The 14,522-nt window shown below is 65.6% G+C and carries 12 protein-coding genes, 1 tRNA gene and 1 pseudogene; 6 read left to right on the plus strand and 8 right to left on the minus strand.

Annotated features, from left to right (window positions below; translation table 11 throughout):
* Nucleotides 1-146: 146 nt before the first annotated feature.
* Nucleotides 147-329, plus strand: coding sequence for a hypothetical protein (locus LGH83_RS17350; RefSeq protein ID WP_227399712.1), 183 nt, complete (start codon nucleotides 147-149; stop codon nucleotides 327-329).
* A gap of 116 nt (nucleotides 330-445) precedes the next feature.
* Here the strand turns inward: LGH83_RS17350 and LGH83_RS17355 are convergent.
* From LGH83_RS17355 to LGH83_RS17365, 3 genes and pseudogenes are all read right to left on the minus strand, one after another.
* Nucleotides 446-1,629 (minus strand): annotated as a pseudogene (locus LGH83_RS17355) (IS3 family transposase).
* 203 nt (nucleotides 1,630-1,832) lie between these two features.
* Nucleotides 1,833-1,908: transfer RNA gene (locus LGH83_RS17360), tRNA-Ala, on the minus strand.
* Nucleotides 1,909-2,084: 176 nt separating this feature from the next.
* Complete coding sequence (locus tag LGH83_RS17365; RefSeq protein ID WP_131114623.1) at nucleotides 2,085-2,453, minus strand: TIGR02300 family protein; 369 nt, start codon at nucleotides 2,451-2,453, stop codon at nucleotides 2,085-2,087.
* 369 nt (nucleotides 2,454-2,822) lie between these two features.
* Between LGH83_RS17365 and aroA the strand changes: the two genes are divergently transcribed.
* Both aroA and cmk read left to right on the plus strand, forming a co-directional pair.
* Nucleotides 2,823-4,214: a 3-phosphoshikimate 1-carboxyvinyltransferase gene (aroA, locus tag LGH83_RS17370; RefSeq protein WP_413771065.1), complete on the plus strand. Its 1,392-nt coding sequence runs from the start codon at nucleotides 2,823-2,825 to the stop codon at nucleotides 4,212-4,214.
* Nucleotides 4,215-4,221: 7 nt separating this feature from the next.
* Nucleotides 4,222-4,854, plus strand: coding sequence for a (d)CMP kinase (gene cmk / locus LGH83_RS17375; protein ID WP_227399713.1), 633 nt, complete (start codon nucleotides 4,222-4,224; stop codon nucleotides 4,852-4,854).
* Nucleotides 4,855-4,877: 23 nt separating this feature from the next.
* On the opposite strand, the gene LGH83_RS17380 is transcribed toward cmk, so the two are convergent.
* Nucleotides 4,878-5,777: a dihydrodipicolinate synthase family protein gene (locus LGH83_RS17380; protein ID WP_227399714.1), complete on the minus strand. Its 900-nt coding sequence runs from the start codon at nucleotides 5,775-5,777 to the stop codon at nucleotides 4,878-4,880.
* Nucleotide 5,778: 1 nt separating this feature from the next.
* Nucleotides 5,779-7,017, minus strand: coding sequence for an FAD-dependent monooxygenase (locus tag LGH83_RS17385; RefSeq protein WP_227399715.1), 1,239 nt, complete (start codon nucleotides 7,015-7,017; stop codon nucleotides 5,779-5,781).
* Between the two features lie 170 nt (nucleotides 7,018-7,187).
* On the opposite strand from LGH83_RS17385, the gene LGH83_RS17390 reads away from it, so the two are divergent.
* Nucleotides 7,188-8,129 (plus strand): tyrosine recombinase XerC, encoded by a 942-nt coding sequence (locus tag LGH83_RS17390; protein WP_227399716.1) that lies wholly within the window; start codon nucleotides 7,188-7,190, stop codon nucleotides 8,127-8,129.
* A gap of 116 nt (nucleotides 8,130-8,245) precedes the next feature.
* Here the strand turns inward: LGH83_RS17390 and LGH83_RS17395 are convergent, their stop codons facing one another.
* From LGH83_RS17395 to LGH83_RS17400, 3 genes are all read right to left on the minus strand, one after another.
* Nucleotides 8,246-8,980, minus strand: coding sequence for a L,D-transpeptidase (locus LGH83_RS17395; RefSeq protein ID WP_227399717.1), 735 nt, complete (start codon nucleotides 8,978-8,980; stop codon nucleotides 8,246-8,248).
* Nucleotides 8,981-9,182: 202 nt separating this feature from the next.
* Nucleotides 9,183-9,317 carry a hypothetical protein gene (locus LGH83_RS20005; protein ID WP_264479045.1) on the minus strand — a complete coding sequence of 45 codons (135 nt, stop codon included), beginning with the start codon at nucleotides 9,315-9,317 and terminating at the stop codon, nucleotides 9,183-9,185.
* 144 nt (nucleotides 9,318-9,461) lie between these two features.
* Nucleotides 9,462-10,886, minus strand: coding sequence for a lipopolysaccharide biosynthesis protein (locus LGH83_RS17400; RefSeq protein ID WP_227399718.1), 1,425 nt, complete (start codon nucleotides 10,884-10,886; stop codon nucleotides 9,462-9,464).
* Between the two features lie 258 nt (nucleotides 10,887-11,144).
* Between LGH83_RS17400 and LGH83_RS17405 the strand changes: the two genes are divergently transcribed.
* A complete protein-coding gene (locus tag LGH83_RS17405) occupies nucleotides 11,145-13,415 on the plus strand; it encodes a tetratricopeptide repeat protein (protein WP_227399719.1) in 2,271 nt (756 codons plus the stop codon).
* Nucleotides 13,379-14,419, plus strand: coding sequence for an FkbM family methyltransferase (locus LGH83_RS17410; RefSeq protein WP_227399720.1), 1,041 nt, complete (start codon nucleotides 13,379-13,381; stop codon nucleotides 14,417-14,419). The genes LGH83_RS17405 and LGH83_RS17410 overlap by 37 nt, the downstream gene beginning before the upstream one ends.
* Nucleotides 14,420-14,522 lie beyond the last annotated feature (103 nt).

Genomic DNA, 14,522 nt, shown 5'->3' on the forward strand with positions numbered 1-14,522 from the left:
TCATGATCGTCCCTGGTATGGGTGGAAACCTTTAATGCGCTGGGTTGAGCCTGAAAGGTGTTTGGATAAGCAAGACGAGGCAGGATTTCGCTCCTGAGTTTAAACGGGAGGCAGTCGCGCTGCTCGAGAGTAGCGTTCGGTCGTCGATGCAGATTGCCACCAAGGGTAAGCATCTCGCCTTCGATGCTGCGAAAGTGGCGAGTGGCCCCTACTCCGGCGTTGCTCGTTTATACGCGGTCGCCGCCAACGTGCCGCCTCTGCATTACCCGGCCGAGATTGCGCGGCTGAAGGGGATCTTGATCGCGCCCGTACGGAGCGCGACGTCCTGAAAAAACCATCGGCGAGGCCGCGGAGGTGTTCCGATAAGGTTCAGGCTCATCCGCGATCACACCGGTACGTGGCCGATCCGCTTCATATGCCACGTGCTGCAGGTGTCAGACAGCGGCTACGATGCACGGCGGGTTCTGACGTGATACCCGTTTCTCATCCAGGCAAAACTGGAGGCGGCGTGTGATCTGATCCCGTGCTCGGGGCCCTGGCCGGCGTTTCCGGACAGGGCTCCGGCATATGCGCTCGGCGTCAGCCAGCCGAGCTTGGAGTGTGGCCTTTGCTCGTTGTAGTCGCGCCGCCAGGCAGCCAGCACGACCCGGCCGTGGGCCAGGGAGCGGAACAGGGTTTCATTGAGCACCTCGCCCCGCATCCGGCCGTTGAAGCTCTCGATGAAGCCGTTCTACTGCGGCTTGCCCGGAGCGATGTGATGCCATCTGACGCTGTTGCGGTCCGCCCAGCCCAGGATGGCGTTCGAGGTGAACTCCGTTCCGTTGTCGCTGACAATGCCCGTCGGTCGGCCGCGCTGGCCGACGATGGTGTCGAGTTCCCGGGCGACGCGGGCTCCTGACAGGGAGGTGTCGGGCACCAGTGCCAGGCACTCGCGCGTACAATCGTCGACCACCGCCAGGATGCGGAACCGGCGGCCGTCGGTCATCTGGTTCGAGACGAAGTCCAGGCTCCAGCGCTCGTTGAGCTGCAGCGGCACGCCGATCGGCTGGCGCGTGCCGACCGCCCGCTTGCGTCCGCCACGCCGCGGCACCATCAGCTTCTCCTCGCGATAGAGCCGCTGCACGCGCTTCTTGTTGACCGCCCGCCCTTCCCGCCGGAGCAGGACGTGCAGGCGCCGGTAGCCAAAACGCCGCCGTTCCTGCGCCAGCGCCGTCAGCCGCGCGCGCAGCGCGCCATCGTCCGGCTTGCTCGTCCGGTAGCGGACGCTGCTCCGATCGACCCCAATCACCCGGCACGCCTGCCGCTTGCTCATCGAAAAGGCCGCCTGCACATACGCTGCGGCCTCCCGTCGCGCGGCAGGCGTCACCACTTTTTTCCCAGCAGATCCTTCAGCGCCACGTTGTCCAGCATGGCCTACGCCAGGAGCCGTTTCAGCTTGGCCTTCTCGGCCTCGAGGCCACGCAACCGCTTGGTCTCCGACACGTCCAGCTCGCCATCCCTAGCCTTCCAGGTGTAGAAGCTTGCGTCGCTCATCCCGTGCTTGCGGCACAGCTCGGCCACCGGCACGCCGGCTTCCTGCTCCTTTAGGATGCCGATGATCTGCTCTTCCGAAAACCTCGACTTCTTCATCCGTCCGTCCCTTCAATGGGCCGGACTCTAGCTCCGCGTGGAGGAGATTTCGGGGGTCACGTCACCCCGACCTAGCCAAGAGCTTAGCGGGGTAACCCTCGTGGCAGCCAAAAACGGGGCACCATCACTCCGAAAAAAATTGGTATTGTGCTGACACAAAAGCCTGACGCACAGAGGATGAAATAGCTAAGTGCTTAGATCGATGGTGGAGCCAGACGGAATCGAACCGACGACCTCTTCAATGCCATTGAAGCGCTCTCCCAACTGAGCTATGGCCCCACGTTCCGCACCAACGCTGCTTGGGAGCAACGATCCAGTCGATGGCAGGGACGGTCAGATCAAATATGATCGGAACCGAAGCCTGCCGCCGCTCAGCGGAGCGGCTGTATAGACTTGATTCGATGCCTTTCACAAGCCCCGGAGATGCACTTTTTTGCACCCCGGGTCGGTCACCCTCAGGCTTCCTCGTCGTCCTCGATATCGCCGTCGATAAGATCGGCCACATCGTCGTTTTCTTCTTCTTCCTCTTCGAGGAACGTGTCGTCCGCGGGGACATCATCGACCTCAATGTCATCCTCGGCGGCCGCTTCGACCTTTTCGCCGGCTTCCACGTCTTCCAGCGACACGATCTCGGCGCCTGCGGCTTCCGCCTCGACATCGCCTTCATCGCGCGCGGCGGGTGCGGCTCTCGCCACCCGCGCCACAGGAAGAGCCTGGAACACCGTCCCGCAATTCGGGCAGACGATCGGATCCTTGTTCAGATCGAAAAATTTAGTGCTGCAGTTTTGACACTGGCGCTTGGCGCCAAGTTCCGGTTTTGCCACGTTCAAGAAATCCTTAGGCGACGCCGGGGACGGGACGCGTCCGTTTTGATCGAGCGCACCCCGTTAGTCGGCTCCGACACGCCTGTCAAATGCGAAGTGTCCCCAGCGACGGACCGAGCAGGCCTGGATGCGCCCACACGAGGGCTTTGCGGGTCGCGATCGATCGATCGAAACCGCTGCTTGGCTTGTGGATGACAGCTCTGACGCCCCATGTTACGAGCGCAGCGGTCCGTCGAGCGTCGCCTCGCACGCGGCCGTCTGTCTCATGCCGGCCTTTGCACAGCCTTGCCAGGGTGTGTCGGTGCGGTTCGTCTTTCACGCGATGCTCGATCAGTGATCCAGCGTCGGACTATTAGGACCGGGTAGCACGTGGCGTCGGAACAATCGCAGGATGGTGAAGCGAGCAACGGGGGCGGCACGGCCGCTCATGGGCAGAACCCGCGTCCTTTGACGGCCCGGAAGAGCGTCGCCTTGCGCGGGCGCTTCAAACCGCCGGGCGATAAGTCGATCTCGCACCGTTGCTTCATCTTCGGGCTCCTCAGCGTGGGGACGACGCAGATCACCGGTCTGCTCGAAGGCGACGACGTGATGCGGACCGGCGAGGCCTGCAAAGCGCTCGGCGCGCGAATCGAGCGACATGGACCGGGACAGTGGACGGTCGATGGTGTCGGCATCGGCTCGTTGCTCCCCCCGCGCGAGACGCTGGATTTCGGCAATGCCGGGACGGGGTCGCGCCTCATGATGGGCGTCGTCGGGGGTGGCGGCGTCAGCGCCGTGTTCGATGGCGATGCCAGCCTGCGGAAGCGGCCGATGCGGCGGATCCTCGATCCGCTGGAACAGATGGGAGCCGAGGTTCTCCACCAGGGGGAGGGTGGGCGTTGCCCCATCACCCTGAGAGGAACATCGGAGCCGCTGCCGATCACCTATCAGACGCCGGTCGCCTCGGCGCAGATCAAGTCGGCCATTCTGCTAGCCGGCTTGAACGCGCGAGGCACCACCACGGTGATCGAAGCCGAGGCGACGCGTGATCACACCGAGAAGATGCTGACGCATTTCGGCGCCGACGTTCGTGTCGAGCCTTTCGGCGAGACCGGCCGCCGGATCACGCTTGCGGGGCGCCCCGCGTTGCGGCCCTCGCCCATCGCGGTTCCGGCTGACCCGTCGTCAGCCGCTTTTGCGCTCGTGGCGGCCCTGATCGTACCGGGCTCCGATATCATTCTCGAAGGCGTGATGATGAACCCGTTGCGAACGGGGCTGATCACGACCCTGATCGAGATGGGCGGATCGATCGATATTCTCGATCAGCGGCTCGAAGGGGGCGAGACGGTGGCGGATCTCCGCATTCGCGCATCCGACCTCACGGGCGTCGATGTGCCGGCCCCACGCGCGCCCTCGATGATCGACGAATATCCGGTCCTCGCGGTTGCGGCGGCCTTTGCCAGGGGTACGACGCGGATGCGCGGGCTGCATGAGTTGCGGGTCAAGGAATCCGATCGGCTGGCCGCGGTCGCGGCGGGGCTTGGCGAAGTCGGCGTGTCGTATCAGATCGAGGGCGACGATCTCCTGGTCGAGGGCGGCGAGGGGCGTGTGCGTGGCGGCGGCACCATCGCGACCCATCTCGATCACCGCATCGCCATGAGCTTCCTCTGTCTCGGGCTCGCGGCCGAGACGCCCGTGACGATCGACGACGAGAGCATGATCGCGACCAGCTTTCCGACCTTCAAGTCCAGCATGACGATGCTTGGCGCGGTCTTCGCGTGACGGCCCGGTGATTATCGCCATCGACGGTCCGGCCGCGTCCGGCAAAGGCACTCTGGCGCGCAGGCTCGCGCGGCATTTCGGACTGCCGCATCTCGACACCGGCCTGCTTTATCGGGCGACGGCGCGCGCCTTGATGGAAGCGGATCGCCCGCTGGTGGACGAGATGGCGGCGGTGGCGGCGGCCCGCAGCCTGGGCTTGATCGACTTCGACGAGACTGTGCTGCGCGGGCGGGAGATGGGTGAAGCCGCCAGCGTGGTGGCGGCGATTCCCGATGTGCGCGCCACCTTGATCGAGACGCAGCGCGCCTTCGCGCGTCGGCCGGAGGGAGCGGTGCTCGATGGCCGCGACATCGGCACGGTCATCTGCCCCGACGCTGACGTCAAAATTTTCGTCACCGCCACGGCGCGGGTGCGGGCGCAACGGCGCGCGCTGGAACTCGCCGGGCGCGGCGAGCCGGTCGATTTCGAGGCCGTGCTGGCCGACATCATCCGCCGTGACGATCGGGATTCGTCACGCGGCGTGGCTCCGTTGCGCGCGGCCAGCGACGCCGTCACGCTCGACACGTCGGTGCTCGATATCGACGCCGCGTTTCGGGCCGCCCTTGCGGTCGTTGAATCTCCGAAAATCGCGCGGAGTTAGACAAGAGGGCGCTCGAGCGGCTGTCAGGTCCCGGTGGGGTCGATCATCCGCACAATGTCGAGGACGCGCCGTTGTCGTTCGTCCGACAGGGGCAGCACAGGGCGGGGCGGCAAGCTGGACGTGAGCCCAAGCCCCTTGGCGATCGCATAGGCGACCCGTAATCCACTATGTTCGACGCAAAGATCCCACAGCGGCCGCAAAGCCGCGTCGATCCGTCGAGCCTCCGCCGCATCGCCGGCGCGAACGGCTTTGACGGCCGCGACGCAGGGCGAGGGAAGAATTCCCGCGATCACGCTGTACCAGGCGGCACCCCCGGCCAGCATGGCCTCGATGGCGCGTGCGTCGACGCTGCTGCCGAGCGAAAAGCGCGCCGGTACGTGCTGCCTGAGATCGGCGAAGTGCTCCGCCATCATGTCCAGGGGTGGTGCGGGATTCTTGACCGCGACGACGCGCGGTAGCGCGCTTAGCCGGCCCACCAGGGCGGCCGAAAAGGTGAAATGCGTCGTCGCGGGATTGTTATAGATGCAGATCGGTAGGGTGATCGATCGCGCGACCGTCGCGAAATGCGTGAAGACCTCGTCGTCGGTCAGCGGCGCGTAGGAAACCGGGGCCAGCAGCGCCGCCGCAGCGCCAGCCGCCTCGGCATCTTGCCCGAGCCGTATGGTCTCGTCGGTCCGCAATGCCCCGATGCCGACGATCACAGGCGTTCGGCCGGCGAGTTGATCGAGCGCAGCATCGATCGCGCGCTTCCGCTCGTCGCGAGAGAGATAGACCGCCGTGCCGGTCGATCCGAGCAGTCCGATCGAATCGACACCCGCCGTCGCCAGTCGCTCGATCAACCCGCGCAGCGCCGCCGTATCGACGCGGCCTGAGGGGTCGGCCGGCGTGATCGGAAAGGCCGAGAGCCCTTCGAACGGAGCCATGTCAGGCGCCATGGCGAGGGCTCTGCGCCTGCGGCGAGGTTCCGGCGGCTTGTCCGATGAGCCGACGTTTCAGGCCGGGCGAGCGATCCACCAAGCCGAGCCCGAAGTCGCGCAACAGTCGCAGCGGGGTGATGTCATTGGAAAACAGGCGGTTGATGATGTCGGTGGCGGCCGCCATGGCGGTCGCGTCAGCGCGCCTTGCACGCTGGTAGGGTTCGAGCACGTCCGGAGCGCCGGGGTCGAGGCCGAGCCGCATGGTCTCAGCGATGCGGATCGAAAGAGCGTCGACGTCGCGGAGACCGAGGTTCAGGCCTTGGCCCGCCAGCGGATGAATCGTGCGTGCCGCGTCTCCGATGAGAGCGAAGCGGGGCGCCATCAAGGTGCGGGCGAGGTTGACCCGCAGCGGATAGGCGCGCGGCTTGTCTTCCAGCCGCAAGTCGCCGTAGCCATGGCCGATCAAGTCACGCAACTCGCTCAGAAAGGCCGCATCGTCGAGGGTCAGCAGACGCGCCGCTTCCTCGCTTCGCTCCGTCCAGACCAGCGAAAACCGACGGCGAGACCCATCGGGCGCACACATCGGCAGAATTGCGAGCGGTCCGCCTGGCAAAAAATGTTGTGTCGCCCGGCCGCCGTGGTCTTCTTCGTGCGCGATGGTGGCCACCACCGAGCTTTGATCATAGTCCCATCCGGTCGTCTTGATGCCGGCTTTGTCGCGCAGGCGCGAGCGTCGCCCATCGGCCGCGATCAGCAGGCGCGCCACCAGCGAGGGCTCATCAATCCCGAGATCGATCCGGACGCTGTTCCGATCGGCCGTGAAGTCGACCACCACCTGCGGCATCAAAGCGATGCCGGCCTCCTCGCAGGCGAGACGGAGCGCCGCGCGCAAGTCGTCCAGCAGCACCATATGGGCGAAGGGCTCGCCGGGAGCGGCGTCGCCGGTAAAGTCGAGAAAGACAGGCGGCGGCACCGCACCCGGTCGGGCGTCGGTCAGCACCATCTCGGTCATCGGCTGGGCCTTCTCGGCCACCGCCGCCCAAACGCCGAGCCGCTCGAGCAGGCGGCGCGAGTCGGCCGCAATCGAAACGGCGCGGAACGTGTGCGCTGGGTCGGCCTCGAGCCCCGCATCGCAGACCGCGACCCGCGCGCGGGTGCCCTGGCGAGCCGCCAAGGCCATGCTCAACCCGGCAACGCCAGACCCCGCCACCACGATATCGAACCGGCCGGGCTTTGGCGCGAGCATGTTACATCTCCATCGACGTTGATCGTGCGTCGGGCGGACATTCGGCATCGCTCGGGGCCGGGTCAAGCCTGCCGTTCGACGCGTCGGACCGGGATTGACCGAGAAGGCCGTTGTTAAGGCGGCGTCGCCAGTATGTGTCGCAGCTTAACGTCCCATGGAGCGCCCGCCGCATGAGCCTCGTCTTCCCCGGAGCCGCCCCGGATCTCGTCGCCGAAGCAGAGGCCTGGATCGTCGCGCTCGAGACCGAGCGGCGGCTTTCACCCAAGACCTCTGAAGCCTATCGTCGCGATCTGCGGCAGTGTCTGTCGTTCCTCTGCGAGCATTTTGGGGAAAGCGTCACCCTCAAGCGGTTCGAGGGTCTGACGCCGCCGGATCTCCGCGCCTTCATGGCGGCCCGCCGACGGGAGGGAATCGAAGGCCGCTCGCTGATGCGTGCGCTGGCGGCCTTACGGTCCTTTGCGCGTCATCTCGAACGCGCCGGTGTCGGCAAGGCGGCGGTGTTCGCGGCGGCGCGCAGCCCGAAGCTCAGCCGCCGGTTGCCCAAACCGATCCCCGTGGCAGAGGCACGCCAGATGGCGACAGCCGAGGCCCTAGCCGAAGAGGGACGGCCCCCCTGGGTGGCGGCGCGGGATGCCGCCGTGCTGGCTCTCCTCTATGGGTCGGGTCTCCGCATTTCCGAGGCGCTGGGTCTTCGTCGCGATCAGGCTCCGCTCGGCAAGGGGCATGTCGTTGTCCTCGGCAAGGGCAACAAGACCCGGATGACGCCGGTGCTGCCGGTGGTGGCCGAAGCGATCGAGCTCTATTTGTCGCTCTGTCCGCTGCCTCTTCCGCCGGCTGGCCCGCTCTTCGTAGGGACGCGGGGCGGCCCGCTTTCGGCGCGCGTGGTGCAACTCACGGTCGAGCGGTTGCGCGGCACGCTTGGGCTGCCGGCCAGCGCGACGCCGCATGCGCTGCGCCATTCCTTCGCGACCCACCTGCTCAGCCGTGGCGGCGATCTTCGCAGCATCCAGGAACTGCTCGGCCATGCGTCTCTCTCGACGACGCAGATTTATACCGCGGTCGATAGCGCACGGCTCATGCAGGCGTATCGCGACGCCCATCCACGCGCCTGACCCTCGGCGGCATGGTCCAGACACGCAAAAGCCGCCTCGGTTGGGTCGAGACGGCTTTCGCTTTCACCCTTGCGGGTGGGTCCGGTGTTGAAGGAATGCCTGCGGCCCGGAAAAGTTCACATGACGAAAACTTTTGTGCCGACCCGGACGCGGCTGAACAGGTCGGTCACGTCGTCGTTGGTCAGGCGGATGCAGCCGGACGAGACATTGGTGCCGATCGTGTCGGGTTCATTGGTGCCGTGGATGCGATAGAGCGTCGAGCCGAGATACATGGCGCGGGCGCCGAGCGGGTTGGCAATGCCGCCGACCATATGGGACGGCAGGTCCGGGCGACGCTTGATCATCTCGACCGGCGGCGTCCAATCCGGCCATTCGGCCTTGCGCGTGATGGTCTTTTCGCCGTGCCAAAGAAAGCCGGGTCGACCGACACCGATGCCGTAACGAAGCGCCCGGCCGGGCGATTCGACGAGGTAGAGAAACTTGTTCGATGTGTCGATCACGATCGAGCCGGCCGCCTGCTGCCCGTCGAAAGAGACCTCCTGCTTCACGAAGGCGGGATCGACCGCTTTGTGAGGCATCTCGTAGCCGGCTGGTCCCGACGAAAAGGCCTGCGGCTCGGCTTCCCCGGTCGCGGCGCTGGCTATGTTACGCGGGGCGCGGGGCAGCGCGCGAGCAGACGGCTGGGGGGAGCGGCCGGTCATCATAAATTCGATGAGGCCGCCACCATAATTGGACGACTGCGCTTGCGGCGCGACCTCCGGGGCTTGTCGATCGGAGCCTGCGATCGCCGGGCTCAACGCGCTCGAAAGCCACAGAACCGCGATCGCGGACGCCAGCTTGGAATGAAACATGTCGGGTGGTCCGATACACTGATCCGGACGGCAGGACGCCACCGTCCCATCAGCCTGGCCTCGATGTTTGAATCGATTGGCATCGTCACGACCCCGTCGCGGGAAACTTCAGCGACGTGGTTACGAGATCTTTCAAAGTGTCGACGAAACCGAAGCTTTCGTTAGGCTTGACGGTGCCTTAACGCGTTTCCTGACAGGCAGATCACAAACCGTCGACCAACTGCCACCCGAGGCAGGGCTGGACGCCACAGTCGCGCGTGGCGCGTGCATTGTCGGACGCGATCACGGCGAGAAAGACGCTTCCGATCAGCACGACGAGGCGTTTGCGAAGGCTCATACGAAAGGGTCTCGGCGAATCGGTCGATCCGTTCGTCCCGAGGTTTATCGCCCGACACTGGAGAGCGACAGCGCCAGCGGGTCGGTTGTCGCCACTGTCCACAGGCAAGCCGAGCGCGCCCGCAGCGGCTCATGCCGGTCTACGTCAGCGCGACAGGCGGGGCCCGACGCGCGCCATCACGGCCTCGCGGAGGCCGAAGAGATTGAACCCCATAGCGAGACCCGCATAGACGACGGCTCCAGCGACGACCTGGACCATGAGAGCCAAAACCCCCGGCTCCATGCCGCGCAACGGACCGACCACTGCCACCATGAGGGCGGTCGCCAGCGTCGCCAAGCCGAGGTTGCGGGGAGCGGGCCAAACTGGCGCCAGTCTCGTGGCAAAGAGCAGCAGCGCCACGAGCCCGACCAGCAAGGCGCCGGATTGGGCGATCGCATAGGTCGACGCATCTGACGAGGCGGGCAGCACCAGCAGAAGGAAGCCGTTGGCGAGGCTCGCGATCAGCGCGACGGCGATCAGCGACCGGGTCTGTTTGCGAATTTGAAACATCGGGTTCACGGCCCAATGGATCATCGCGTAGCAGAACAGCCCGGGTAGCAGCAGCGTGAAATAATGCGCGAAGGGACCGCGAAATTCCTCCGGCACGACGAGACGCTCGAAGCTCGGCATCACGACCCAGCATCCGGCACAGGCGGGTGCCAAGATCGCAAAGACGACGCCCAAATTGCGCGCGATCGCTTCGCTGGCTCGTTCCGCGCCATGATGTTCGTCGAGCCGGACCGCCATCTGAAACAAGAGGACGTCCATGGTCGAGCCGATCGCGGCGGCGATGCGGAAGCCGATATCGTAGGCGAGCGAGAATTGGCCCGAGACCGCGAAGCCGTGCTGGCTGGCCGCCATGGCCCGATCGGTCAGAGGGATGATCTGGTAGAGCATATTGGCGAGGACGATCGGCGCCGCATAGCCGAGCACGCTGGTGACGAACCGCCGGGTCGCCAGCCGAGGCCGAGCGTCGACGTCGCTGAGCGCGCTACGGCTGAGCAGCAGCGATCCGATCATGCTGGCGCAAAGCCCGACAATGGCCATTTCGGCGGATCCGAACAGGATCGCGGCCCCAACTGTCAGCGACACCGACAGGAGGTTCTTGCCAATGATGAGCCGCGCGTAGGTGCGATCGTGAAAGCGCGCCCGAACCAGGGCCGTATGATAATCGAAGAGGCCGTTGGCGATCGACGCCGCGATGGCCAGGCCAATCAGCGCGTGCGACAGGCCGACGTCGACCCCTGACACCAGCACCCCGATGCCGACGACGCAGACGACCGCGATCAGGGCTGCGAAACTGGCGTCGAGGGTGGCGCGCACATGCGGTTCGGTGCGGCGGGTCCGCTCCGAATAGAACCGGATCGCGGCGAGGCGGAGCCAGTCGAACCCCAGCGTCTGGATCGCCATGCCGACCGCCAGCGTCAGCGCGAGGCGGCCGTATTCGGCCGGGCCGAGAAATTTCGCCAGCAACAATCCGGTGATGAAATTCAGCAGCGTGTTGCAGAGGAACGGAACGATTACGCGCAAGGGACGGTGACCCTGGGCAGGGGACCACAAGGATGGCCCGACCAGGGCTTGCCTCGCCCAGGGTTTGCGACGGAGGCGCGCCGACGCAATCGATTTGTCGTTCGGATGATCATCGAAGCCCCATGGCGCAATCCTAGTCGAAACGATGTCGGTTGCCACGTCGTTTGGCGCGAAGGAAGCCGACATGGTAGAGCGCCCTCGGCGATCGATGCGCGGCGGTGCTGTCGTTCGGCGACACGGTAACTTCTGGGCAAATTCATGTGGTTCACGCGTAAACCGGTTCCAGTCGAGAAGCCCGTCAGCGGCTATCTTGGCGTCGAGGCTCTGTTGAAGGAGGCCGACCGGCTCCGCGACGAGGGGGACGCTCCCGCGGCGGCCGCTGTCTACCGCAAGGCGCTCGCGTTGGCGCCTGACCGCGTGGACGTGAAGGTTCAGCTCGGCAACATGCTGAAGGATTCAGGGCTGCTCCGGGACGCCGAAGCGGTGTATCGCGAAGCGGAGGCGGCCGACCCGACCGATGCCGACGTCTGCATCCAGCTTGGTCACGTTTTGAAACTGATGGGTCAGCGTCCGGAGGCTCTGCGTCTCTATCGTCGCGCCGCCTCCCTCAATCCCAATTCCTGGGCCGCTGCCGAAGAGCTTGCCGAGGCGGGCTCCTCCTGGCAGCAGCAGCAACGGTTCGAGGTGCATTTCCGCGCCGGCGGCGCCGAGGCCGTCATGGCGGTCAGCCGGCAACTGGCAGACATGCGGCAGACTCTCGATCGTCTGGCCGCGACGCTGCCCGACGTGTTGGCGCAGACGGCCTATCCGGTCGACCTCTACGGCATTTTTCGCGACGCCTTTCAGATCACGCCGCCGCCAGTGGGCGCTGCCCTTCGCTTCGCGGTGCTCCTGCTCGCCGACCGCGAACCGATCGACGGTCTCTATGCTCAAATCGCTGCGATCCGCGATCAGACCGCCGATGCCTGGAGCTTGACGGTCTTGGGTCGCGATCCGGAACGGCGCCGCATCGTCGAGAGCGCCGCATCGGGCGACACGCGGATCGCCTGGACCGAGATCGAGCCTGATCGCATGCCGTGGGTCGCGGAATGGGACGCGGCGCGATCGCATGAGGCCGGATGGCTGTTGCTTCTGGCGCAGGGCGCCGTTCTGTCGCGCTATGCCCTGGCCTGGTTCGCGGCCGCGAGCCGGCTCGGCGCCGCGACGGCCTTCGTCAGCGATCAGGACGAGAGCCGGACGGATGGCTTTGCCCTGACGCGGTCGCGGCCGATCTTCCGGCAGGTGGTCGATCATGACACGTTGCTCGATCTCAACACCTTTGGGGAAACCATCGCGGTCGAAGCCTCGACCTATCGGCGTGCGGTGCCGGATGCCCCCGAGGGGTCAGTCACGCGCGCCCGGAGCGCGCTTTTGCTTGAGTTTTCGGCCGACAGGACGGTCGGGCACGTGCCGTTCCCGCTGGTGTCGATGCGCGACACGCCGCGCTTGTCCCTGCCGGAACATCGGCTCGCGATCGCGGCGCATCTGAAACGTCGCGGTCTCGATGAGCGTGTCGCCGTCGCCAAGGGCGAGAGCGGTCATACCACCTGGCGTCCCGCCCGCGCCGATACGCCGATCGTCGTCATCCTCACCACGGCCGGGGACGCTCATGCGCTTCAAGCCTGCATCCGGAGCTTGCGCGAGATGGCGGACGTGCCAGATGCTCTGCGCTTCGTCGTGGTCGAAAACGTCGATGTCGGAGACGAGCATCGGGCGATCCTCGAGGATCTCGCAGCCAAGCGCTATCTCACGCTCTTAAGTCGTGAGGGCGCCCCGAACTGGTCCGCCTGCTGCAACCGCGCCGCGCAGGCGAGCGACGCGCCGCTCCTGTTGTTTGCTCACGAAACGATGCGGATGACGACCGATGGGTGGGATCGTCGCCTTCGCGGGACGCTCGAACGGGACGATGTCGGGGTGCTCGGCGCACGGTTGCTCTATGGCGACGATACCGTGCAGCATGCCGGCATTCTGTTCGGATGGCGGGACGGAACCGTCAATGATGGGTTGTATGAAGCGGCCGACGCGCCTGGACCGGCCCACCGCTGGCAGGTCAATCGGGCGACCGGCGCCGTCACGAGCCAGTTCCTGGCGACCCGCCGCGATCTCTTCGCCGCGCTCGGCGGCTTCGACGCCGCCGCCTTGCCGGCCCACGGCTCCGATGTCGATTATTGCCTGAAGGTCCGTGAAGCCGGGCTGATCGTAGCCTGGACCCCATCGATCACGCTGCGCAATCATCAAGCCAAAACGGAGGATTTTCGCCTCCATGCGGAACGGATGCCGCCCGGTGACATCGCCGCCAAGGCCGTGCTGGACGCCCGGTGGGGCGCCGCGATGCGGGCCGACCCGAGCCTGCATCCCGTGTGGTATCCGGCAACCCTGCCGTTTCGCCTTCTTGCGGCGCCCTCGACCTCGCATGTGCTCGACCATATCGGGCGAACGGCTGGAACGGAGCCGTGGCGCGTGCGGCGGGCGAGTGCCGGGTCCGCCTGAGGTGGGCCCTGCCTGCCACGATCGTCAGCCCGGTGCCAGAACGCGAACCCCTGAACCAGAAGGTCAAACGCTTGGTTAGTCTCAATCGGCCCATCCCGCGCGGCGCTTACGAAGTCCTGGCCCCGATCGAAATCGCGGGCGGCGATCGCTTCGCGCTCGAGCATGTGTGTCGGGCGCAAGTGCAGCCCGTCTATCTCGGGGACCACACAGCGGTCTGTCGCATCCTCGGACGCTACAAGTTCTTCGTAGACACGCGTGACCACGGCTTTGGAGTGAACCTGCTGCTCGACGGGTTCTGGGAGATGTGGCTCACCATGGTGATGACCCGTATCCTGAAACCCGGCATGACGGTCGTCGATATCGGGGCGAACTTTGGCTATTACGCCGTCCTGTTCGGCGACATGATCGGCCCCTCCGGCCGCCTCATCGCGGTCGAGCCCAACCCGGCGGCGCGGACGCTGTTGGAACAGTCACTCGGATTGAACGGGCTTCTCGCGCGCACCACCGTGGTGGCGGCTGCCGCATCGTCCACCGATGTCGGGAGCGCCTTGTTCTACGTGCCCACGAACGAACCGAAGAACGCCCTGGTTCTCGCCGACCGCAGCCAGGCCAATCTCGAGCTCGGGACGTTGAGCGAGGTGCCGCTCTGGTGTCTCGATAAGGCCGTCGATCCGAAGCAGCGTATCGATCTGATCAAGATCGATGCCGAGGGGGCCGAAGAGTCGATTTTGGAGGGGATGCGACTGACGTTGCAGCGTCATAAGCCCATTCTGGTGCTCGAATATAACCCGCTGCGTTATACCGATCCGGGCGCACTGCTCGATCTGCTGATCTCGATCTACGGCTTCTTTCACGCCATCACGTTCGAGGGAACGTTGCAGCCGATCAGCAAGGCCGAGGTGATGGCCGACCATGGCGGCGAGGACTGGCTGTTATACTTCAGCGTCGATCCCAAGCCTGCCATGCAGGGACAGAGCGAGATCAAGCTCCGGAGTCTGCGCTAAGGGGAAGCGGCGAGATCGAGCGTCGTGAAAGCCGAGCCGAGAGCGTGAAGCCAGGTTTTGGCATCATAGGTTTTGCGACGACCGTCACGTTTCGGAACCGCGC

This window comes from Lichenihabitans sp. PAMC28606 (genome assembly GCF_020616535.1).
Taxonomy (GTDB): domain Bacteria; phylum Pseudomonadota; class Alphaproteobacteria; order Rhizobiales; family Beijerinckiaceae; genus Lichenihabitans; species Lichenihabitans psoromatis.

What these genes read in the sequence shown, in the direction of transcription:
- LGH83_RS17350 (WP_227399712.1), top strand. Translation starts at nt 147, where the DNA reads ATGCAGATTGCCACCAAGGGTAAGCATCTCGCCTTCGATGCTGCGAAA.
- LGH83_RS20005 (WP_264479045.1), bottom strand. Translation starts at nt 9,317, where the DNA reads ATGAGCCTTCGCAAACGCCTCGTCGTGCTGATCGGAAGCGTCTTTCTC.
- LGH83_RS17390 (WP_227399716.1), top strand. Translation starts at nt 7,188, where the DNA reads ATGAGCCTCGTCTTCCCCGGAGCCGCCCCGGATCTCGTCGCCGAAGCA.
- LGH83_RS17385 (WP_227399715.1), bottom strand. Translation starts at nt 7,017, where the DNA reads ATGCTCGCGCCAAAGCCCGGCCGGTTCGATATCGTGGTGGCGGGGTCT.
- LGH83_RS17380 (WP_227399714.1), bottom strand. Translation starts at nt 5,777, where the DNA reads ATGGCTCCGTTCGAAGGGCTCTCGGCCTTTCCGATCACGCCGGCCGAC.
- LGH83_RS17395 (WP_227399717.1), bottom strand. Translation starts at nt 8,980, where the DNA reads ATGTTTCATTCCAAGCTGGCGTCCGCGATCGCGGTTCTGTGGCTTTCG.
- LGH83_RS17405 (WP_227399719.1), top strand. Translation starts at nt 11,145, where the DNA reads ATGTGGTTCACGCGTAAACCGGTTCCAGTCGAGAAGCCCGTCAGCGGC.